The organism is Methylobacterium sp. GC_Met_2 (assembly GCF_026540795.1).
Classification (GTDB): domain Bacteria; phylum Pseudomonadota; class Alphaproteobacteria; order Rhizobiales; family Beijerinckiaceae; genus Methylobacterium.
In genome coordinates, this window is sequence record NZ_JALNUM010000116.1 from 1 (window position 1) to 18,486 (window position 18,486).

The 18,486-nt window shown below is 63.7% G+C and carries 24 protein-coding genes and 4 pseudogenes; 13 read left to right on the forward strand and 15 right to left on the reverse strand.

Annotation, left to right across the window (positions count from 1 at the left end; translation table 11 throughout):
- Positions 1-1,051: porin (locus OXS49_RS27120; RefSeq protein WP_267427790.1), on the forward strand; the 1,051-nt coding region annotated here is incomplete at its 5' end.
- Between the two features lie 416 nt (positions 1,052-1,467).
- The gene (locus tag OXS49_RS27125) at positions 1,468-1,644 is read left to right on the forward strand and encodes a hypothetical protein (protein ID WP_267427792.1); all 177 of its coding nucleotides are present in this window, start codon (positions 1,468-1,470) and stop codon (positions 1,642-1,644) included.
- A gap of 755 nt (positions 1,645-2,399) precedes the next feature.
- Here the strand turns inward: OXS49_RS27125 and OXS49_RS27130 are convergent.
- Entirely contained in the window at positions 2,400-3,728 is a 1,329-nt protein-coding gene (locus OXS49_RS27130; protein WP_267427794.1) for a Y-family DNA polymerase, read from the reverse strand.
- A pseudogene (locus OXS49_RS27135) lies at positions 3,725-4,176 on the reverse strand (S24 family peptidase). Before OXS49_RS27135 ends, OXS49_RS27130 begins: the two are co-directional and overlap by 4 nt.
- 613 nt (positions 4,177-4,789) lie before the next feature.
- Here OXS49_RS27135 and OXS49_RS27140 point away from each other — a divergent pair.
- A complete protein-coding gene (locus tag OXS49_RS27140) occupies positions 4,790-5,044 on the forward strand; it encodes a hypothetical protein (protein ID WP_267427796.1) in 255 nt (84 codons plus the stop codon).
- Between the two features lie 3 nt (positions 5,045-5,047).
- Here the strand turns inward: OXS49_RS27140 and OXS49_RS27145 are convergent, their stop codons facing one another.
- Positions 5,048-5,434, reverse strand: a complete 387-nt coding sequence (locus OXS49_RS27145) for a hypothetical protein (protein ID WP_267427797.1) — start codon at positions 5,432-5,434, stop codon at positions 5,048-5,050.
- 254 nt (positions 5,435-5,688) lie between these two features.
- A complete protein-coding gene (locus OXS49_RS27150) occupies positions 5,689-5,967 on the reverse strand; it encodes a hypothetical protein (RefSeq protein WP_267427798.1) in 279 nt (92 codons plus the stop codon).
- 172 nt (positions 5,968-6,139) lie between these two features.
- Between OXS49_RS27150 and OXS49_RS27155 the strand changes: the two genes are divergently transcribed.
- The gene (locus OXS49_RS27155) at positions 6,140-6,274 is read left to right on the forward strand and encodes a hypothetical protein (RefSeq protein ID WP_267427799.1); all 135 of its coding nucleotides are present in this window, start codon (positions 6,140-6,142) and stop codon (positions 6,272-6,274) included.
- Between the two features lie 364 nt (positions 6,275-6,638).
- Positions 6,639-6,872 carry a hypothetical protein gene (locus OXS49_RS27160; protein WP_267427800.1) on the forward strand — a complete coding sequence of 78 codons (234 nt, stop codon included), beginning with the start codon at positions 6,639-6,641 and terminating at the stop codon, positions 6,870-6,872.
- Between the two features lie 1,044 nt (positions 6,873-7,916).
- Here OXS49_RS27160 and OXS49_RS27165 read toward each other — a convergent pair.
- Positions 7,917-8,243: a hypothetical protein gene (locus tag OXS49_RS27165; protein ID WP_267427801.1), complete on the reverse strand. Its 327-nt coding sequence runs from the start codon at positions 8,241-8,243 to the stop codon at positions 7,917-7,919.
- Here OXS49_RS27165 and OXS49_RS27170 point away from each other — a divergent pair, their 5' ends adjacent.
- The 3 genes from OXS49_RS27170 to OXS49_RS27180 all read left to right on the forward strand — a co-directional run bounded on the left by OXS49_RS27170 (position 8,244) and on the right by OXS49_RS27180 (position 9,585).
- Positions 8,244-8,402, forward strand: a complete 159-nt coding sequence (locus OXS49_RS27170; protein ID WP_267427802.1) for a hypothetical protein — start codon at positions 8,244-8,246, stop codon at positions 8,400-8,402.
- A gap of 84 nt (positions 8,403-8,486) precedes the next feature.
- On the forward strand, positions 8,487-8,924 hold the full coding sequence (locus OXS49_RS27175; RefSeq protein ID WP_267427803.1) for a hypothetical protein: 438 nt from the start codon (positions 8,487-8,489) through the stop codon (positions 8,922-8,924).
- A 352-nt stretch (positions 8,925-9,276) separates the two neighbouring features.
- The gene (locus OXS49_RS27180) at positions 9,277-9,585 is read left to right on the forward strand and encodes a hypothetical protein (RefSeq protein WP_267427804.1); all 309 of its coding nucleotides are present in this window, start codon (positions 9,277-9,279) and stop codon (positions 9,583-9,585) included.
- A gap of 328 nt (positions 9,586-9,913) precedes the next feature.
- Here the strand turns inward: OXS49_RS27180 and OXS49_RS27185 are convergent, their stop codons facing one another.
- The 4 genes from OXS49_RS27185 to OXS49_RS27200 all read right to left on the reverse strand — a co-directional run bounded on the left by OXS49_RS27185 (position 9,914) and on the right by OXS49_RS27200 (position 11,836).
- Entirely contained in the window at positions 9,914-10,192 is a 279-nt protein-coding gene (locus OXS49_RS27185; protein WP_267427806.1) for a hypothetical protein, read from the reverse strand.
- A 24-nt stretch (positions 10,193-10,216) separates the two neighbouring features.
- Positions 10,217-10,741 carry a DUF2059 domain-containing protein gene (locus OXS49_RS27190; protein ID WP_267427807.1) on the reverse strand — a complete coding sequence of 175 codons (525 nt, stop codon included), beginning with the start codon at positions 10,739-10,741 and terminating at the stop codon, positions 10,217-10,219.
- Between the two features lie 175 nt (positions 10,742-10,916).
- Entirely contained in the window at positions 10,917-11,195 is a 279-nt protein-coding gene (locus OXS49_RS27195) for a hypothetical protein (RefSeq protein ID WP_267427808.1), read from the reverse strand.
- 176 nt (positions 11,196-11,371) lie between these two features.
- A complete protein-coding gene (locus OXS49_RS27200; RefSeq protein ID WP_267427809.1) occupies positions 11,372-11,836 on the reverse strand; it encodes a PAS domain-containing protein in 465 nt (154 codons plus the stop codon).
- Between the two features lie 307 nt (positions 11,837-12,143).
- On the opposite strand from OXS49_RS27200, the gene OXS49_RS27205 reads away from it, so the two are divergent.
- Positions 12,144-12,374, forward strand: coding sequence for a hypothetical protein (locus OXS49_RS27205; protein ID WP_267427810.1), 231 nt, complete (start codon positions 12,144-12,146; stop codon positions 12,372-12,374).
- Between the two features lie 4 nt (positions 12,375-12,378).
- Here the strand turns inward: OXS49_RS27205 and OXS49_RS27210 are convergent, their stop codons facing one another.
- Positions 12,379-12,684: a hypothetical protein gene (locus OXS49_RS27210; RefSeq protein WP_267427811.1), complete on the reverse strand. Its 306-nt coding sequence runs from the start codon at positions 12,682-12,684 to the stop codon at positions 12,379-12,381.
- 222 nt (positions 12,685-12,906) lie between these two features.
- Here OXS49_RS27210 and OXS49_RS27215 point away from each other — a divergent pair.
- Positions 12,907-13,116 (forward strand): annotated as a pseudogene (locus OXS49_RS27215) (hypothetical protein).
- 19 nt (positions 13,117-13,135) lie between these two features.
- Here the strand turns inward: OXS49_RS27215 and OXS49_RS27220 are convergent.
- The 4 genes and pseudogenes from OXS49_RS27220 to OXS49_RS27235 form a co-directional block, all read right to left on the reverse strand.
- Positions 13,136-13,420, reverse strand: a pseudogene (locus tag OXS49_RS27220) (hypothetical protein).
- A gap of 174 nt (positions 13,421-13,594) precedes the next feature.
- Positions 13,595-13,993: a cupin domain-containing protein gene (locus OXS49_RS27225; RefSeq protein WP_267427812.1), complete on the reverse strand. Its 399-nt coding sequence runs from the start codon at positions 13,991-13,993 to the stop codon at positions 13,595-13,597.
- A 34-nt stretch (positions 13,994-14,027) separates the two neighbouring features.
- Positions 14,028-14,774 carry a glucose 1-dehydrogenase gene (locus OXS49_RS27230; RefSeq protein ID WP_267427813.1) on the reverse strand — a complete coding sequence of 249 codons (747 nt, stop codon included), beginning with the start codon at positions 14,772-14,774 and terminating at the stop codon, positions 14,028-14,030.
- 117 nt (positions 14,775-14,891) lie between these two features.
- Complete coding sequence (locus OXS49_RS27235; protein WP_267427814.1) at positions 14,892-15,806, reverse strand: LysR family transcriptional regulator; 915 nt, start codon at positions 15,804-15,806, stop codon at positions 14,892-14,894.
- 327 nt (positions 15,807-16,133) lie between these two features.
- Here OXS49_RS27235 and OXS49_RS27240 point away from each other — a divergent pair, with 327 nt between their 5' ends.
- The 3 genes from OXS49_RS27240 (at position 16,134) to OXS49_RS27250 (ending at position 18,156) form a co-directional block, all read left to right on the forward strand.
- On the forward strand, positions 16,134-17,027 hold the full coding sequence (locus OXS49_RS27240; protein WP_267427815.1) for a cobalamin B12-binding domain-containing protein: 894 nt from the start codon (positions 16,134-16,136) through the stop codon (positions 17,025-17,027).
- A gap of 102 nt (positions 17,028-17,129) precedes the next feature.
- Positions 17,130-17,540, forward strand: a complete 411-nt coding sequence (locus OXS49_RS27245; protein WP_267427816.1) for a BLUF domain-containing protein — start codon at positions 17,130-17,132, stop codon at positions 17,538-17,540.
- Positions 17,541-17,682: 142 nt separating this feature from the next.
- Complete coding sequence (locus OXS49_RS27250; protein WP_267427817.1) at positions 17,683-18,156, forward strand: BLUF domain-containing protein; 474 nt, start codon at positions 17,683-17,685, stop codon at positions 18,154-18,156.
- On the opposite strand, the pseudogene OXS49_RS27255 reads toward OXS49_RS27250, so the two are convergent.
- Positions 18,149-18,486: pseudogene (locus OXS49_RS27255) on the reverse strand (transposase); the annotation flags it as partial. The gene OXS49_RS27250 and the pseudogene OXS49_RS27255 overlap by 8 nt on opposite strands.

The following is an 18,486-nucleotide window of genomic DNA, read 5'->3' on the forward strand; positions in this document are numbered from 1 at the left end:
CTACACCGCCACGGTCGGCAACGGCCTGTCGGCGACGATCTCGATCGAAGACCCGGTCTTCCGCCGCACCCCGATCTTCTCGCCGTTCAACATCTCCGCCACCCTCAACACCGGTAGCGTGCAGAACTTCGGCGTGACCAACCAGCCGACCCCGATCTTCGTCGGCCCGGGCCGGTATGGCAACGTCGACAGCATCGAGCGTGAGCGTCTGCCCGACTTCGTCGGCGTCGTGCGCCTCGATCAGGCCTGGGGCTCGGCTCAGCTCTCGGCCGCCACCCACGAGCTGAACGTCGGCAACCTCTCCACCGCCGCCAGCACCGGCACCGGTCCGACCGTCGTCCCGGCCCATACGAGCAACGTCCAGGGCTGGGCCATTCAGGGCGGCCTGAAGATCAACGCGCCGTTCATCGCCCCGGGCGACGCCCTGTACCTGCAGGGTGCCTACGGCGACGGCGCGCAGCTCTACACCGGCTACTCTCAGTACACCGGCTCGTACACCCAGAGCACCACGACCATCCAGGGTCAGAAGTTCGCCCAGTACTTCTCGGACGCAACCATCAACCCGTTCACCGGCCAGCTGCAGACCTCGACCAGCTTCACGGCGGTCGCGTCGTACCTGCACTACTGGACGCCGGAATGGCGCTCGGCCTTCTTCGGCTCCTACGGCGAGCAGAGCTTCTCACAGAGCGCCCGCTACGCTCAGGGTCAGATCTACAGCCTCGTGAGTGGTCTGGCCGGCAGCAATCCGTTCAGCTCGAACGCCGTCGGCACGCCCGGCACCCGGTTCTACAACCTGAGCCAAGCGCTGCGCGACACCTACCAGTTCGTGGCGGGTGGCAGCATCATCTGGTCGCCGGTCAAGGATCTCGATATCGGCGTCGAGGCGTTCTACACCCAGATCGGCCTGAAGAACGGCCGGGCGATCGATCTCGACAAGAGCCCGACCGCCTACGCCAACATCGCCGGCATCAACAACGGCACCTTCGCGGTCCGTACGGCCACGCAGGACTCGGTCTCGCAGGTCCGCTTCCGCGTCCAGCGCGACTTCTAGTTTCCCAGTTCGAGACCGGTTGTTCCCAAAGCTTCCTGATCTCGATGTCCCCGTGCAAAGGGACCCAACTCGCCCGGCCGAATGGCCGGGCTTTTTGTTGCGCAGTCACATGACTCCATCGACCTACCCTCAGCCCCGCGCTACTCCACCGGCATGGCCAAAGAGATCCCCAGCGTCGGCGACCTCCGCTGGAAATCCGAGGTGACAGACGACGAAATTGAAGCGGCGACGGTCGCCTACCTGAAGGACGAGAACGCCGAGCCGTTCGTCTTCAAGTCCGGCCACACCGTCGACGTGGCCTAGGCGATCGAGATGCACCCGCGGGCCAAGAAGCGGCTGGCCGAGGAGGCCACCACGCCGGGCCTGCGTCGTACGATGGTGAAGACCGCCATCGTCATGGGCTTCCCGGTGCAGGGATGAACTCGGTCGACAGCGATCCCGTCCTTGATGCCGTCGACGCGCTGCGGGCCGCCGGCATCGCTGTGGTGCCGATCGGCGACGAACTGGAGCGTTGGCAGATCGGCTGCTTCACATTCACCGACGCCGAGTTGCTCCGGCTGGCCGAGAGCCGAGGTCTGGTCGAGGCCACATAGAGCGCTCAATGGCAGACTGAATTGTGAAACGTGCGGTAGCTCGGCGCGACCTTCTTCGACGGTGCGCTGTCGAGGTTGACGGGTCCTCAGTAGCGTATATCCGCGCTGGCAGAACGATCCACGTCAGGATCGCAGAGGGGATGCGTGAGGTGCGGTTCTCGATTGATGGATATAGTTCTAAATCTGCAATCATTCTAGCTAGTAATCAATGTGTCGCAATTCTGCATTGCGTCCAGAAAATATTTCAATTGTGCAAGATCGCACTCGCAATAAATTGTTAAGCCCCCCCCCGCGAATCATTTCACACAATCGAACGGTCTACATCAAAGCTGAGCTTGAAAGGGCGGCCGACTTGGCAAAAGCATTCATGCAAGCTGCATGGTCGGTGGCGCGCCATCAAATTCAAGAGCGAACGAAGCCTGGAGGTCAATCGCGATATGGATTAACCGCCGGTGACCTGTCTGTGCTGTACCATGGATGTCGTACTGCCGACGCAAACCTGATGACTAGCCGGGGCTCTGCAAATGATCGTCTTTGGGGTGAATTGACGAACGTGGGATGGTTGACGGACGGAACTATCCAGACGATGCTTCCACGGGGATTAGTATGCTATCGCCTGACAGAACCAGGGCGAACGGAACTACTTGAAGTGCTCAAATAGCGATTGGTCAGGCAGTTATTCTAGATTTATTCCCGTTTGCTGCCATTCCAAAATCCACCCCAAGCGGACTTAGCGAAGTTCCACAGCGCGGCCGTCACGCGTGCGCCACCGGCAGATCTCCGACCTGCGTTGTGTAGCGCGGGGTGCGCATCTCGAACTTCGTGTTCCACTTCCGCCGTTTCACCAGCCCAGCCCGTGCCGGCACCACCGCGCCCCGGCCCCAGCGCGCGTTGCACGCGTCCATCGCCGCCATCGGCGGCTCGGACCGCGCCCGGTCCAGCGCTCCGATCAACGCCCGCGGGCTGTGCGACAACGGCACAAGGTCGTTTGTGACGATCCCGGCCTTCGAATACCGCCACGGTCGCTCGCCCGGCTCGTGCCACGTCTTGGCTACCCCGTGCCGCGCCGCCTTGATCAGCGCCAGCGGGTCCGAGCTGTGCTCCGGCAGGCTTACCGTTGTCGAGACCGAGCGCATCGGCGCGTCCCGGTCGTGTTCGCTGGTGTGGTAGAAGATCGTGACGTGGTCGGTGCCCAGCCCCTCCCGCCGCAGCTTCTCGCCGAGCCGCGTCGCGTGGGCGGCCACCGCCTCCTCCAGCGTGGCGCGGTCCTCGATCCGGCCGGAGAACGAGCGGGTCACCGCGCAGCCCTTGCGCCGAGCCGGCACCAGCTCCAGGGGCAGGCAGGCAAGCCCGCGCAACTCGTGGATGATCCGCTCGCCCACCACGGTCAGCCCCTTGCGCACCGGCCGCGGGTCGAGGTCGCGCAGGTCCGCCACGCTCTCGACGCCCATCGCCTCCAGCTTCGCCAGCGATGCCCGGCCGATGCCCCAGACCTCGGCCACCGCGATCCGGCACAGCCAGTGCGCGTAGGCGTCCGGGTCGGTCAGGTCGCATACGCCGCCGAGCTCGGGCACCGTCTTGGCGATGTGGTTGGCGAGCTTGGCCAGCGTCTTGGTCGGGCCGATGCCGACGCAGGTCGGGATGCCGGTCCAGGCCAGCACGGTGGCGCGCAGGTCCCGGGCGAGCTCTACCCGCAGGCCCGGCGCCACGTCGGTCAGGTTCAGGAAACTCTCGTCGATGGAGTAGATCTCAACCTGCGGGCTGAACTGGCGGTAGACCGCGTTGGTGCGCCCCGACATGTCGCCGTAGAGCGTGTAGTTCGACGAGAACACGCGCACGCCCTGCGCCCGGCACAGATCGCGGATCTTGAAGTACGGGTCGCCCATCCGGATGCCGAGCGCCTTGGCCTCGCTGGTGCGGGCGATGGCGCAGCCGTCGTTGTTCGAGAGCACGATCACCGGCACGGTGGCGAGCTTCGGGTCGAACACGCGCTCGCACGAGCAGTAGAAGCTGTTGCCGTCGATCAGCGCCACCGCCTGGCCGCCGCCGATCCGGTCGCGCCGGCGGGCCTCTGGCGTGCTCACGACATCCGCCCGCGGGCGACGTGCCAGCGGATCGAGAAGCGGACCACGCCCCAGATCACGCCCTCGCCGAGTTCCTCGACCGCGAAGGCCGGCAGGTCCGATTACAGAAGGCTAACCGAGTGAGGTTGCCCTCGATCAAGAGGCGCTTGCACGACATCTGCCCGTCGATCGCCGCCACGACGATGCTGCCATGGGAGGGTTTGAGGCTGCGATCGACGCAGGCGAAGTCGCGGTCGTAGATACCGGCGCCCTCCATGGAGGATCCTGCGATGCGCCACAGGAAGGTGGCGGGCGGGTTGGGCACGAGCCAGCGCGGCAGTTCGAGGGCCCCCTCCATCAAGTCGTCAGTTGGCGAGGGGAAACCCGCGCACAGGGCCCGTCCGATCACCGGCACGCGGACGGCATCGGGGCTGCCGATGAGTGGCTCGTCGATGCGGAGGCCGGACACGAGGTTCAGTGCCCGGCGAAGGCGGCATGGGTGTAGCCGCGGGAGACTTGCCAGGCCTGTGCCTCAATCTGTCGTCCCGCCGCGTCGAGATCGCCAGGGCGTCGGCGATCACCGCGAGCAGGGCTGCTTGATCATCTCCTCGGTGCAGGCTTCTGTAGGCGGCTGCGACCGCCTCGACCTCCGTCCGACGCGCGTCCACAGGCGTCTGCTGCGTCTGGGGGTACATCGGCTCGATTTCCCAATAGAACAGAAACAGAACAAACACCGTTGGTGAGCGTGGTTCAACCGTGATCTGCTGGCCGCCGCCGAAGGGCGTGGACGAGTGTGAGGTCAGAGCCGAAAGGGCAAGTTTGGCGCGGCTTTACCGCTTCCGCTGCGTCGGGATCGGCGGCGCAGAACTCGACGCAAACGGCCGCTGGATGCCGAGCAGAGCGGCAGTCCGAGCACACGGCGACAAGGTGGCCCTGGCGTTGATGACCGAGGGTAACCGCCTGGATTGAACGGACTGGTTCGTGGACGTGCGCGACATCAAGGGTCGCCGGGTCTTGTTGCGCGCCTTCACCGAGGTACGCGTAGTAGGCTGATCAGCTTGACGGACGCCGGGAGGCCCAGCGTGGCCCTGAAGACCACCTACATCGTGCAGCCGTTCGAAATCCATCGGAAGCGTCTTCGCCCCGCCCGCCAGGAACAGGCGCAGTCTGAGAGCGGTGCGCTGAAGAAGGCCGAGAACCTTGCCAACCGGGTGCCGGGCGCGGCGGCGCTGAAGGTGGTGGCCGACGACGAGACCGGCGAGTTGGAGGGTGTGACGATTCTCGGCCAGTGGGGCGAGATCCCGGACGACTTCGCCGAAAGCCTGCAGGGCGGCTGAGCGTCAGCGAGCGCGCGTTGCGAAGTCCCAGACCGGAATGCTCCAGACCTCACCTGGCTTCGTCCGGTAGCCCGAGCCCCGATCGAACACGATCCGAGTTGGCTCCACAGCCACGGCCTTGCTTCCGGAGATCATCAGCGCGCCGCAGAACTCGACTCGCAGCGTCCCGTGCTCCGGGTGGACGGCGAACAACTCGGCTGCTGTCCAGCCGTGCGAATGCGCCTCGGCGCCCAGCCGGTCGCAGAAGTCGATGGCGGCTTCCCGCATCGGTGCCCAGCGGGCCCGGGTAAGATACCGGCAGGGCGAGGCATCCGGAGACAGGCCCTCGATGGCGCCGTGCCAGATCGCAACGGGGTTCGGGATCAGGGTGGGGGCGGGGCTGGCTGACATCCCGCCGAGCTACGGCAGGTGCCGCCGGCAGGCCATGCGGCCAGAAGCGGGGTTGCCTGATTTGGGTTTAGAACGGAACGGCGCCCTGAGCAGACGATCTAAAGTCGGCTGCAATCAGAGCCCACCGGCGCGATCCACGCTGAGGGGCGATATACGAACCGGGCCTATGGGTGCCCTCGGGGGACGCGCCGATTGTAGTGAGGCGGCTTGGGAGCGGAAGGCCGGTGTGCCTTAAACCCTTGGTGGAAGGGGGATCAGTCGCTGCTCTTATCGTTCCCCTCCCGCCTGGGGGCTGAGAACTCCTCCAGGTGGTTCGCGGCGTCGGAGTACAACTCGAAGCGCCGTAAAAGAACGGCCCGGTTGGCGTCCTTCTTCGTGTCGTTCAACTTCTCTTTTGCCTTTTCGGCTTTCTCTCGAAGCTTCTTAGCCAGCTTATCAAATTTTTCGTCGATTTTTCCTGTGATATCATCGGCCTCCCGCTTCAGGATTTCCGAATGATCATCGTTTTTGGGCTTATGATCTGGCTGTTTCATGCTCTTTTTCCTCATGCACAACTGGTCGTGATGAGGGGCGTATACCAAAGCTTGGATAGCGTGTCGCCTGCCGTCCCCTTTGTAGCTGTCCCTGCACGGCCAAGGTCATCTCATCGTCGCAGCACGGGCATAGGGGACACGCCCTTCAGCCTGTGCAACTCGATGGGGACCCGTGGTCGATTGGTCTGACTACCTGGAAGAAGTCCGCCTAGAATTGACCGGTCATAGCCGGATGCGGATGTACATTGCCTTGGGGCTGATCGGCATAGGGATGCTGGGCGTGATCCTGCACATCCTTCCGGCCTGACGGCCCCGCCATCCGATATGATCACGGGCTGGCGGAGGTTCATCGAACCTGCAGATCAGGCTGTAAACACCTGCAGGAGGGCCCCGAGACTACCCAACGCGGCAGTGCTGATCCCACCTACGAGGGCGATATCCCCGCTTGCTATGTGTCTCGACACTGGTGCGAAGCGGTAGGCTGCGGCGGTCAGCGCAACGCCGAACAGAGCGATCGCCAGCGCGACGGCCATCAGAATTGTCATGAGGATGATCCTTGTCCGCCAGCGGCGGGACTGACCATCGCGCGGATAAGTATAACGGGTGAGGCCGGCGAAATATCCGCCCGCGACAAGCACGCCAATCGGGCTATGTTACTGCTGACGGCTACGATGCACAAACTCGCGCCCAACAGCCGCTCCCGCCTGCGATCCCTCTCGACGCTGGGGCCGCGCTTCTACCAAGTCTCCGTCTACATGCGACGGCTGGAGACCCTCGGGCTGGTCGCAGCCACTGGCCGATCGGATCCGCCGGTCAGCAGCGTAGAGTACGAGATCACCGACCTGGGCCGTGCCGAGCTTGAAGAGCGGTACGGGCCTTCCTCGTCTGCGCTCGGGGACAATTGACGCTCAACCTCGTCACTGTCTGTTCACTGGGCGGGGGAGCGTCTGCGGGAGAGCCGATACGCAACGTGGCTGGAGAAGCACGATGCAAGCGGCTGGTCAGTCGGCCGTGCCAGAACAGCAGGTACGCGGTCCCGCACCGGGATGCTGGACCCGAAAAAGCCCATCACGTAGCAATGAGCAGGTTGAAGATGAATTGCTCGTGCTGTGACAATCAATCGTCGGTTGCTTCAGGAGCCTCGTGACACAAGCAGGCAAATTCAACGAAGCCCGCGAGTACAGCGAGGGCAAACACAATTTGAAGGTGCATAAATTTCACTATTTATAAACTGCTGGCATTAATATAAGTGGGATATCGCTTGATGCAATCACCCTGGAAGCTCTGGATGGAGCGACAAAAAGCCCGCCGCGGCGAACCGGGCGGGCTTCGCCAGATCCGGGCCGTAAGGGGCGATACGCCCGGATCCGACGACATGATGCAAGCCGCGGATTAACGAAAAAGCCCGCCACGGCGGGACCGGGCGGGCGAAGTTTGGTTTGTTAGCTTTGGGGGGAAACCTAACCGGGTCGTCATAGCTCAAGTGGATTGGTTCGCACGTCACGACCGCGCGATGGGAGCATGGAACAAGCCCGCCGCGGCGAACCGGGCGGGCGAAGTGGGCATTGGGGCTTCGAAGGGCCCTGGATATTCCACCGCAGAACTGAGTCGCGTCACCCGTTCGGATGAGGCCTGAAACGAAACGAAAAATCCCCGCGCGGCTGAGCCGGCGGGGCTGAGTGAGTCCTTGGGAGGAGATCGGCACGTCGCAAGCGGCAGGCCAGCTACGGCGGCCGCGGCCGGTCCGCGGCTCAGCCGCCGCCGCCATGCTTCGCCGTCCGGCCGTTCCCGTCGGCCTTGCCCGCCATCGTGCCTTGATCGGTCCCGATCGCCCCGGAAAAGGGGTCTTTCAGGGGTACCGAAAATGGGGCCGCTAACCCAGGGGGGCCCCTATTTCCGAATAAAAAATGGGGTCGCTTTTTATGTGACGCCTCACGACGGATCGGCAGTCATGGTGCGCCCGCAGGTGGAAGCCGCTCAACTACGCGCACCGCAGCCAGCTTGTAAGGATCCACCACCACTTCCCCCCCGCCGTAGTAGCCTTCGTCCTCGCGATTGAGATGCACGGTACTTGGCGGTGCCAAGGTCTCCAGCAGCACGGCGCCGCCCGAGGCTACGCTGGCCTGCTCCGCGAACCGCTGAGCGATCTCCCGCCGCGTTGACCACGAGAAGCCGTAGACCCGCCTGCTCCGCTCAGAAGCGGTCGTGCCGCGGTAGAGCAACAGGGGCTCGCCCAGGCCGATGGGCGGCATCAGAACGTGTAGTGCGCGGGCCATGTGGTCCGCGAAATCGCATCCCGCGCGCCTCGCAACGACGCCGAGCGAGACGAACGCCTCTCGACCCTGACCAAGCGCGAGTTGGAGGTGGCCTCGTGCCTCGAAAATCGAGCGCTCGCGGCCGAGATCGGCGCCGCATGGGGCACCCCGACGCTGTAGCGCCCGCCCCCTTACCCGTAGCCGTGCGTACCGCCCCGGCCGGATCCCGCCGGGATTCCCCATCACACGCCGAGACCCAACCCCATGGGCGACGTGCTCACCTTCACCCCGCGTCCGAAACCGGCGACTCCCGAGGCCCTGGAGCCGCTGGCTGGCCCCGCGCTACGGGCCAGCCTGGAGGAGGCAGCGCAAACCGCCCTCGACGCGGCCGACCGCATCATCGCTGTGCTCGACAGCATGAACGGCGACGCGGACGACGAGGACGGTGCCGACAACGAGCCGTCCCTAGCCGCGCCGGAGAACGCTTCTGGCTCGCAGGTCGTCTACATGCGCGGCAGCGACTGGGACGGCGAGGCCGAGGCGCCTCAGGTTGGCTACCCGAAGTGGCAATCGGATCCGTTCTGCTCCTGCCGTGGAGCGGGTGGAGGAACATGCTCGCGGCGGCTGAAGTGGTGCTCCTCGATATCGTGGGCGCATAATCTGTGCGCTACCGTTGAGAGGTCTCCGCGCGGCGATGTGTAGATCTCGTGCCGCCGTTCTTCATGATAAAACCAATGAGTGTCGCTGCTGTGATCGATGCCGTTGGCTGAATAAGACTTTGCAATGCTCTGGACGATCGCCTCGGCATCGTCGAGATTGGGGATATCATAAGCCAGCATGACTGGAGGACGTGCTTCGGGACCGATATATTCGCGAACGAAGATGCAATGAGACACTATATATCCCCTACTCGGCCGTCTCACCTATAAGTTGTATAGATATGCCACATGTAAGCAAGCGGTTCACGTGTGACCTATCAGAATGGTTAAAGTATATCCTCGGAATATCCCTACTCATTTATGGCTAACTGCAATTCTCGCTTCCGCTCGCACGGGTGCGCTGGCTCAACCGTCGACTCGCCGTCGACCGTGGCCGGGTTGATCGGCATGGGTTCGATATCGGCGGCCCCGGTCTGGTCATTGCCGCGCGCCGCCGGCTTGCCACGCATGCGGCCATTGCCGCCCTGCTCAGGATCGCCGCGGTGGCTTCTTCAGTGCGGCGGGTCAGCAATCAGTTCAGCGCCTTGGGCCGATTGCCGACGAATGACGCCATACCGACAGTGTCGACCATCGTGTCGAACGCAGTGCGAGCCTCCGCGTCGGTCGCGAAAGTGGTGTCCCAGCGGATGCAGCCGGAGGTGTGAACAACCCCCATGCACCAGCACTCCGGCGTGCCCGGGAAACGATAGATCTCGACCTCGACCGTTTAGCCATCCCGCGTGACGGGCCCGCACAGCGGAGAGTGCTCGAACTCGCAGTCCTCCTCGCTCATCCTCGGCCTTCCTTGGTGCTCGCCTTCCGGAGCGCGCTTACCAGAAATGATCCCGACTTGGTACGGCTCCAGCGCTGGCTTGCCGACGGCTCAATAACCAGCGGCGTGCATCGTGGCCCTGAGCCGAGTTGCGTATTGGCTCTGCCGCAGATCTGGCCCCGCCCCGTGCGCAGATCGGGGCAGGGCCGAGTGGGTGAGGATCACGGCAAAGTCGGATGCGCCGACATGACGGCTGCTGCCAGCACCGTCCGAAACGCCATTTCCTGTGGCCCCGACCGGTCCACCGCCCCGAAAGCTGGCGTGGCATTCACGAGGACTGCTATGTCGATGCTATGCCCGCTGGCGAAGCGGTAAGGGCCAGCTGCCGGATCTTGCAGGTAGAGGTCGATAGCGGCCACGACCTCATGGCTTGTGATGATGCCGGCCTTGCGCAGATCTGCGAGGGTCGAAGGTCCAGCAATCATAGGCGCGATGATCATCCCCTGATGTTGGCCCGACTATGTTCAGCGTGGCTTCGGCTGACTGCCAGTCGTCCAGCCATGCGCTTGAACCGCCTTGACGATCTTACTTTGCATCTCAGGCGCTACCCCCTGCATCCACTGCTGCATGCCGGTCAGCTGGATCTGAGCGAGTTGCGGCTGGGCGGCTGCGAGGCGCTTGCCGGCGGGGGTGGCGTAGAACGCTGCGATCGCCTGAAGGTCGTCCTTGCCGAGTACCGCAGCGAAGCCACGGGCCTGGATGCCGAGGAGTTCGTCGTAGTGTTCAGTCAGGGTCGGCATCACGACTTCCTGGACCAGCACCTGCGCCTTGTCGGGCTCCTTGATGCCAATCTGCTGCATCATGCCGACCATGGGGCCAGCCATGGCACTAAGCGTCGCGGCGCGATCACCTTGCATCTGCGCGACCGTCTCGCGTGCGACCTTCACCAAAGCCGGATCTGGCGCGGCCGTATCAGCCGGCTGAGCGTTGGCGGCGCAAGGCAACATGGCGCTGACAGACAGGCAGACGAGAACGGTTGAGAAGCGCATTAGCAGGCTGGCTCGCGTTGGTGACGCGACCCGGCTCCATCACCGTCCGCACGTCGCAGCACCATAGCGTTGGCCGGATCGATGTCGACCATTGGGATGCCAACGTTGACTTAACCGTGCCGCCCAGCCGACATGCGCAGCCTGGCTCTATTCGCCCAGAGACACACGGCAGTCGTCACGGACCCAACCCGTCCCCGTTTCTTCGCACGGGCCGCGCCGGGGTGGGGCGCTCGTTCTGCGACCGGGCTTCGATCCGATGCGACATCCGACCGACGCCCATCAACGATCGCAGCTTCGCTGTCACACCGATCAAGGCCAAGAGCCCGATCACCAGCGCGAAGACAGTCAGCGTGTGCCGGATTGCGTCGTCGTACTCCCGCCCGGCATGAATGATCAGCCAACCGATGCCAACGAACGCCGCGGCCGAGATCAGCGGGATCATCGGATCGGACATTGCGCCATCAACGGCACAGACCGTGACACAGTTCGAGGTGCCCGAGATCATTCTGCCGGAGGTAGCGGCTGAACCGGCACCCTGGGCGATCGTTGTAACCCAGGCGCGGCCGCGGCAACGTTATCGCGGCGGCCGGGACGTTGGTCCTCGACCTGCTAGAGCGCGCGTGAGGCAGCCTATCCCCGCTGTGCCAGCCTGCGCCCGATCCCAGACAGCAATGTCTCGGACAGTCGCTGCAGATCCACGTGCTCGCCTTGTCCGAGCGCCGTATGCGCTTCAATGCAGCAGTCGGCGGCTACGATCAAAGGATCCTCGACATCCTGACCGAGCGCAGCAGCTGGAATGAAGGGGTTGCTGTGAGCGTCAGTAGTGTCGATGTAGGCGCCGCGACCCTGCATCGCGCCGGTGCCGTCGCGCGTGAGCGCGCCTCGGTTCAGCACCCAACGGACCTCGTGCGTTTCGGTCAGGATCCGGAACTCGGCTGAGAACGAGCCGCCGGTTTGTCGGACGCGGCGGATGTGCTTGAACACCCACTCGCGATCGTCCGGATGCGTACGTGCGAGGGCCGCTTCGAGGGGAAGGGGTTGACCGGCAAGGGCGGCATTGCCCGCCAGTAGAGCAGCCGCCCCCTCATCGAGCACGGAGCGACCCGCGGCGGCGTTCGTGCCCCAGGTGCCAATGAGTCCAGCCGCGCGTAGAGCGGGATCCATTCCAGCTATGGAGAACATTCAGTCACCCCGCTTACCCCGCATTTTAAAGCCGAAAAAAGCCGCGAGCTTTGAATGAGAGCGGTAATAAATTGCATCCCACACACAGAGGTGCAGAAGCTGCGTTTCGTTGCCGCAATCGTGACTTGCAAACCGGGACAGGATTGCGAGCTGAAGAAGATTGTTCTCTTGGCCAGGGAAAGTGCGGGCGGTTCGCTCTCGGCACGAGAGGGGGGCGAGAATGGATGAAGACCGCACCAAGAGGGCCCTGAAGCGTGTCGCGCAGGCGCTCAGCGTCAGCGAGGATGTGTTTCTCGAAGACCGCTCCCGAGGCATGCCGACCGTGTCGGCCATATCGGAGGAGTTGGAGCTTTTAAGGCTCTTCTCGGTGATCGAAGATCCTGAGGCATGTCAGGCATGCCTCGAATGCGTGCAGAACTTCGCCAGCTCCGCTGACATGGCGGCCGGGTAAAGCTCTATGCATGCCATCCATAAAGGCGATCGGCGCCTTGCTGCTGCGCATGCCCTTGGCCTGCCCCCATTTGGTGGCCCAGGTTCGAAGTTAGTGCATCGTCGGTTTGGAGTTGACCCCGTGTCGCGGCGCGCGCGGGGTTGGCTCCCATCTTGAGATAGAGGCCGTCGAGGCCCAGCGGGATCGATCCGGTGACGGGCAGGTTCTCCAGCGTCAGCTCCGCGCGCATCGGTTCGTGGACGCCGACCACGAAGGGATTGTCCGTTCCAGGCCGGCGCAGCCGGTTGCAGGCCGCCCACAGGCCGCCCACAGGCCGACGCCGGCCTCGGCAGCGGCGCGGAAGGCCGCTTGGATTCGGTTCGGCATCGGCGGCGGTTCTCCGATCAGGTAGCGGACCGGGCCGTCATCGCGCAGCGATCCAACGCGTCTGCGGTATCCCCCGGCGGATCCGGGATTGACGATGCGCAGCAACCAGGGTCTCTCATGGCGATTGGCTTGCCGAGCCGGCGTTCACGCTGGCCGGGAGGATGACATGTCCGATGATACCGAAAAGCACCGGGCTTTGCTCAGTGCCCTCGGGGCCGCACAGGGGGAGGGCGACGGCGCCTTCGAGTAGGCTGTCACGAATGCCTTCGAGCACGTCTTCGAACATCCCGGACGCCTGAACGATCACGTCTCCCTCGGCGGCCCCGATGGAGAAGACCCCCACTTGAAACCTGGTGAGTCGCCAACCTTGCGATAGGGACGGTCCGTCTGAGCCGTCAGGTGACGCGCACCCGTACCTGGTGCCAGCAGATGCAGAGATAGCCCTTGTGGTTCCAGACGTCGTCGGGCAGCGCCGGCTGGGTCTGGCCGGTCGAGTCCCAAGCCTGGACGACGGGGTCGTGCTCCCCAGGCGGCATCTCGAGTTCGGCGATCCAGAGGGTCTAGGCGAACGGCGCGTCGGGCTCGTGTTCAAGCGTTGCCTGGATCCAGGTCCGCCCGCCATCGCCTGAGGCATCGACGCGTATGGCGGCCCGGTCGCCTGCGACCGTGTAGCCCCGGATCTGTGCCTAGTAGATGTCCATCCGCTCTTTCTGCCGTCCCTGTTGAAAGCTGCCCGGCCGCTTTCGGCCAGTTCCAGTCCAGCACGCGGGGGCCTCTGAACGTCTGGGTCGGGTGGAAAGCCGCCGGTCCGCTCTCGGCGTTGTATCGCTGAAAGCGGACCACGCAGCCCAAGCTCAGGAACCGGAATATTCTCCTTCGGTGACCTGCTCCATCCATGTCACAGCCTTGCCGTCCAGACGTTCTTGAATTGCGACGTGCGCCATCGCCGTGGTCGCGGTGGCCCCGTGCCAATGCTTCTCGTTCGGCTCGAACCAGACGACGTCGCCCGGCGCGATTTCCTCGATGGGGCCGCCCTCGCGCTGAACCCATCCGCGTCCGAAGGTGACGATCAGCGTCTGGCCGAGCGGATGCGTGTGCCACGCCGTCCGCGCGCCCGGCTCGAAGGTAACGCTCGCCATCGCGACGCGGGCAGGTTCCGGCGCGCTGTGGAGCGGGTCAATCCGCACCGTGCCGGTGAACCACTCGGACGGCCCTGCGCCCGAGGGCTGACTTCCGCTGCGCTTGATGTCCATGGGATCCATCCTCCGTCGGTTTCAGTAACGCGCGTCAGAGCGACCAGCCGCCGTCGACCGAGATCGATGCGCCCGTGACGAAAGCGCCGAGGTCCGAGCACATCCACAGGACGGCTTCGGCAATCTCCTCGGGCTTGCCGAGCCGCCCGACTGGTTCAAGGTCGATCGCCTTCTGGATGTCGCCGCCGGTGAAGCGGTCCATCATCGGCGTCTCGATGTTTCCGGGCAGGACGGCATTCACCCGGATGCTCGCCTTCGCATAGTCGAGGGCGGCCGATTTGGTGAGGCCGATGAGGGCGTGCTTGGAAGCGGCGTAGCTGGCGCCGCCCGCCACGCCCCTGATGCCAGCGCCAGACGAGGTGTTGACCACCACGCCGCTGCCCTGACGCAGCATCTGCGCGATCTCGTGCTTCATGCACACGAATGTGCCGCGCAGATTGATGCCGAGGATGCGGTCCCACTCGTCGAGGGCGATTTCGTGGACAGGAGCGGCCTTGTTCTCGACACCGGCATTGTTGAAGGCGCAGTCGATGCGGCCGAACCGCTCGACAGCTTTGGTGACCGCCGCCTCGACGTCCTCCGGCACCGACACATCGCACCGGATCGCGAGCGCCTCGCCGCCCTCTGCTTCGATCTTGGCGCGAAGGTCATCAAGCGCAGCCTCGGTCCGGTCGATGATCGCCACTCGCGCGCCTTCCCGCGCAAATGCGATGGCGGCGGCGCGGCCGATGCCGCTGGCCGCACCCGTGATGAAGGCGACTTTCCCGGTGAAACGGCACATGTCTCGATCCCTTGGCTGAACTCGATGGGCCGGACGTAGACATTGTGCCGGTCGCCGATCAGCCGTTCGTCCCTCAACGGAACGATGAACGATGCTCATCGTCGGACCGGGCGGCCTCTACAATCCGAGCGGCTTGACCTCGCGGATTAGGTCGATGAGGAGCCGCAATCCCGTCGGCAGTTGGCGACGACCGGGGTAGTAGAGGTGGAAGCCGGGTCCCAGGGGGGCCCAGTCCGCCAGGACGACGCGAAGCTCGCCGCGGGCGACCGAGGGGCTGACACACGCCTCCGGAAGATAGGCAAGGCCACCGCCCGCCGCCGCGAGCGACAGGGCAAACTGCGTGTTGTCGAGCGTCACCGCGCCTGGGACGTTGAGCGCGATAGCCTCGTCCCTCCTCTCGAACTCCCACCGGTAGAGGCTCTCGTCGCCGAGGCGGATGCGCAGGCATCGGTGGGCTGCGAGGTCGCGCGGATGATCGGGCGCCCCATTTCGATCGAGATAAGCCGGAGCGCCGACCACCACCCAGCGGAGATCGGCTGACAAGCGCTGCGCCACCATGTCCTGCGGGACCGTTCCGCCATATCGGATGCCAGCATCGGCTCCGGCCTCTACAACATTGAGCAGATCGTTGGACACGCGAACGTCGATCTCAACCTGCGGGTGGCGCTCGTGGAATAGAGGCAGCACAGGGGCGAGCAGCAACGTGCTCGCATGTTCAAGCACGTTGAGGCGGATGCGCCCCGTCGCCTTGGTCGGCTCTCGGTGCTGGTTGAGAATGTCGAGCGCAGAGCCGATCGCCGCGAACGGAGCGTCCAGTGATGCGAGCAGATCCTCGCCCGCCGCGGTCAGCGTGACGCTACGGCTGGTGCGGTTGAGGAGGCGGACGCCGAGGCGCGCCTCCATCGCCTTGAGCGCGTGGCTGAGCGCGGAGGCGCTGACGCCAAGCTCCAGGCCCGCCCTCCGGAAGCTGCGGTGGCGCGCGATGGCCAGGAAGGTCCCAAGGTCGGCCAGTTCGGCTCGATTGATCCGCATCGGGGCAGTGGAATGTCTGCTGGCGGGAAAGCAATCCGTATCGCGTCATGACCGAGTTGGGCCGGTAGCGGTCTGGCTGCTCAGGGTGGGGAGCGGTCGGTCCGCTTTAGGCCGCGGTCGACGAGAGGCGGACGTTCGAAGACCTGTATTTCAGCGAATGGGGGCTGTGTTTCTCCGACCGTCGTAGCCTGCCGATATCGGCCGAGTGCGGTAGAAAAGCCGCCTTCTTTACAACTTGCGCATTTGCGTCTCTGTTACGCCTCGTACTCGCCGGACGACGGTCAATAACGAGCGGGGATACCAACCCCGGACCATGGGGATGAGACAATGCTGGATCAGGGATCACCCCACCGAGAGTGGGCCGGTCTGATCACGGAGGGGATCGCTGAAGCGGCGTATGTCCACGAGGACTATGCACGACGGAGATCCGTCGACGAGGCACGCCAGCGAACCCTGGCGCTCGGCCACATCGTTCAGACGGACATCATCCCTCGGTTGATGTTGTTTGATCGAGGCGACAAGCAGGTCCGATCAGACGTTCTGCCGAAGCTGGATACGGAAACGGTTGCGGGCTTCACGGATCTGATCCTCAGGCACGACGTCGCAGCCGTCATGGACGCTTTCACCGCTCTGACGTCCAAGGGCTATTGCATCGACGACCTTTTCCTCGACCTGCTGGCACCTACGGCGGCCCTGCTGGGACGCATGTGGGACGACGATCTGTGCGACTTCATCGAGGTCACGGTCGGCCTCGCCCAACTTCAGTTCCTGTTGGCCACGTTCGGCTCAGACGGAGGCATCGCGCCCCACGATAGTGAGCGCCGTATCCTCCTGATGGGAGCACCAGGCGAACTACACACCTTCGGCTTGGCGATTGTCGAGCAGTTCATGCGAAAGGCTGGCTGGCATGTGTCGAGCGGCCTTGCCTCCAGTCCGGAGCAAATCTCCAATCTCGTAGGTTCGGAGTTGTTCGGCGTGGTGGGTCTGACGCTGAGCCGGGAAAGCCACCTCGATCAACTTGCTTCCTCGATCCAGGCGGTACGACAGGCGTCCCTCAACCCTTCGATAGGCGTCATGGTCGGGGGACCCGTTTTCCTTGAGCATCCCGAATATGTCGAACGGGTCGGCGCTGATGCCTCGGCGGTTGATGCACCCACCGCGGTGCTCCTCGCGCAGAGACTGCTCCCATCTGCATGGTCGGAACGCTCGATAAGGCCATGAGAAAATACTGCAATTACCGAAGGGATTTATCATTCTTCGGGCTTGCGAGCGAACGAATGTAGGTTCTTCCACGACCCGACGGCTTGATAGGATCCAGCAGCAATGTCTGTCGTTCAGCTCATCTATGCCTCACGCCCTTTCGGATTTGATCAAGCGATGCTCAATGGCATCCTGTCACAATCACGGCGATGCAACTCGCGCGATGGGATTACCGGCGCCCTCATTTGTCGAGCAGATGTTTATATGCAGTTGTTAGAGGGTTCGGCCGCAGCGCTGGATGCCACGTATGCCCGGATCTTGAGGGACGACCGGCATCTAGAGATCAGACGCCTATCTTATTACACTGTGACGGACCGTTTATTCCCTGGCTGGGCTATGCGCGATGATCCAGCCCGATCTTGGATGTGGTCACAAGCTGAAGTTGCGAACGGAGCGATAGAGCAAGCCACTCACCTGCAAGCTCTCAAAATATTCGAGCGGCTTGCAGCCGAACCTGAACGGGAAGACGCATAGCGCGCCTTATGAACAGCTAGAAAATCTGCAACCGATGAAAGGCTACTAGTCGGATCGGCCCGATGTCGTTCGGTGAATTCGGGCATCGTACCGGTTCAAGTCGCCCATAGATCTGCCTGGCATAAATGAAGCGAGCTTGCTCATGTTCGACGAATACGGCATCCCGCGTGTCGCCGATATAGACGAGGCTGCGCTAGTCCCACTCTACCATTTTGTTTATTGCAGTCGCGCCGCAGAAGGCGTTGACGACGCCGAAGTTTCCCGCATCGTCGAGGTGGCCCAGCGCAACAATCTCGCACACGGCATTACCGGGGTTCTGGTTTTCGGCAGCGGCGTCTTCTTCCAGTGGATCGAGGGGCCGGTTGCCGAGATACAGAAACTGATCGCGATCCTGCATCGCGACAAGCGTCATCATGACATCGTTTCGCTGAGCCAGAGCGAGGAAGAGCGAGAGCGCCTCTATCCGAACTGGGACATGGAGAAGGTCGAAGCCGAGGATATCCGTCTGGTGCTACAGGATGCGCTCGAGAACGCCGAAGACCAGAACAATCGAGTGACTCTGATGCGCATTCTCGAACAACTCGATTTGAGCCCGCTTGGTCGAAGCAGCGTTTGATCGCCGCCTGCAGGTCGACGACGCCTGTGAAGGAGCCGCGTCGCAGCCGACAACGGGTGAGCGCTGAGAAGAAGCCTTCGACCGCATCGAGCCACGAAGCGGAGGTCGGGGTGAAGTGGAAGGTCCAGCGCGGGTGGCGAGCCAGCCAGGCGCGCACCTTCGGATGCTTGTGGTGTGGCGACGGTGTCGAGGATCGCGTGTATTGACTTGCCGGGCGGGACAGCGGCCTCGACGGCGTTGAGGAACCGGACGAACCCACCGTTCCGGTGACGCTGCATGCAGCGGCCGAGCACGGTACCCGCCAGGACGTCGAGGGCGGCAAACAGCGTC

Excerpts from the sequence above, each read along its gene's own strand:
- OXS49_RS27125 (WP_267427792.1), top strand. The coding sequence starts at position 1,468 with ATGAACTCGGTCGACAGCGATCCCGTCCTTGATGCCGTCGACGCGCTG.
- OXS49_RS27175 (WP_267427803.1), top strand. The coding sequence starts at position 8,487 with ATGGGCGACGTGCTCACCTTCACCCCGCGTCCGAAACCGGCGACTCCC.
- OXS49_RS27165 (WP_267427801.1), bottom strand. The coding sequence starts at position 8,243 with ATGGCCCGCGCACTACACGTTCTGATGCCGCCCATCGGCCTGGGCGAG.
- OXS49_RS27225 (WP_267427812.1), bottom strand. The coding sequence starts at position 13,993 with ATGGACATCAAGCGCAGCGGAAGTCAGCCCTCGGGCGCAGGGCCGTCC.
- OXS49_RS27245 (WP_267427816.1), top strand. The coding sequence starts at position 17,130 with ATGTCTGTCGTTCAGCTCATCTATGCCTCACGCCCTTTCGGATTTGAT.
- OXS49_RS27205 (WP_267427810.1), top strand. The coding sequence starts at position 12,144 with ATGGATGAAGACCGCACCAAGAGGGCCCTGAAGCGTGTCGCGCAGGCG.
- OXS49_RS27150 (WP_267427798.1), bottom strand. The coding sequence starts at position 5,967 with ATGAAACAGCCAGATCATAAGCCCAAAAACGATGATCATTCGGAAATC.
- OXS49_RS27185 (WP_267427806.1), bottom strand. The coding sequence starts at position 10,192 with ATGATCATCGCGCCTATGATTGCTGGACCTTCGACCCTCGCAGATCTG.
- OXS49_RS27145 (WP_267427797.1), bottom strand. The coding sequence starts at position 5,434 with ATGTCAGCCAGCCCCGCCCCCACCCTGATCCCGAACCCCGTTGCGATC.
- OXS49_RS27250 (WP_267427817.1), top strand. The coding sequence starts at position 17,683 with ATGTTCGACGAATACGGCATCCCGCGTGTCGCCGATATAGACGAGGCT.
- OXS49_RS27240 (WP_267427815.1), top strand. The coding sequence starts at position 16,134 with ATGCTGGATCAGGGATCACCCCACCGAGAGTGGGCCGGTCTGATCACG.
- OXS49_RS27190 (WP_267427807.1), bottom strand. The coding sequence starts at position 10,741 with ATGCGCTTCTCAACCGTTCTCGTCTGCCTGTCTGTCAGCGCCATGTTG.
- OXS49_RS27195 (WP_267427808.1), bottom strand. The coding sequence starts at position 11,195 with ATGTCCGATCCGATGATCCCGCTGATCTCGGCCGCGGCGTTCGTTGGC.
- OXS49_RS27160 (WP_267427800.1), top strand. The coding sequence starts at position 6,639 with ATGCACAAACTCGCGCCCAACAGCCGCTCCCGCCTGCGATCCCTCTCG.
- OXS49_RS27230 (WP_267427813.1), bottom strand. The coding sequence starts at position 14,774 with ATGTGCCGTTTCACCGGGAAAGTCGCCTTCATCACGGGTGCGGCCAGC.
- OXS49_RS27235 (WP_267427814.1), bottom strand. The coding sequence starts at position 15,806 with ATGCGGATCAATCGAGCCGAACTGGCCGACCTTGGGACCTTCCTGGCC.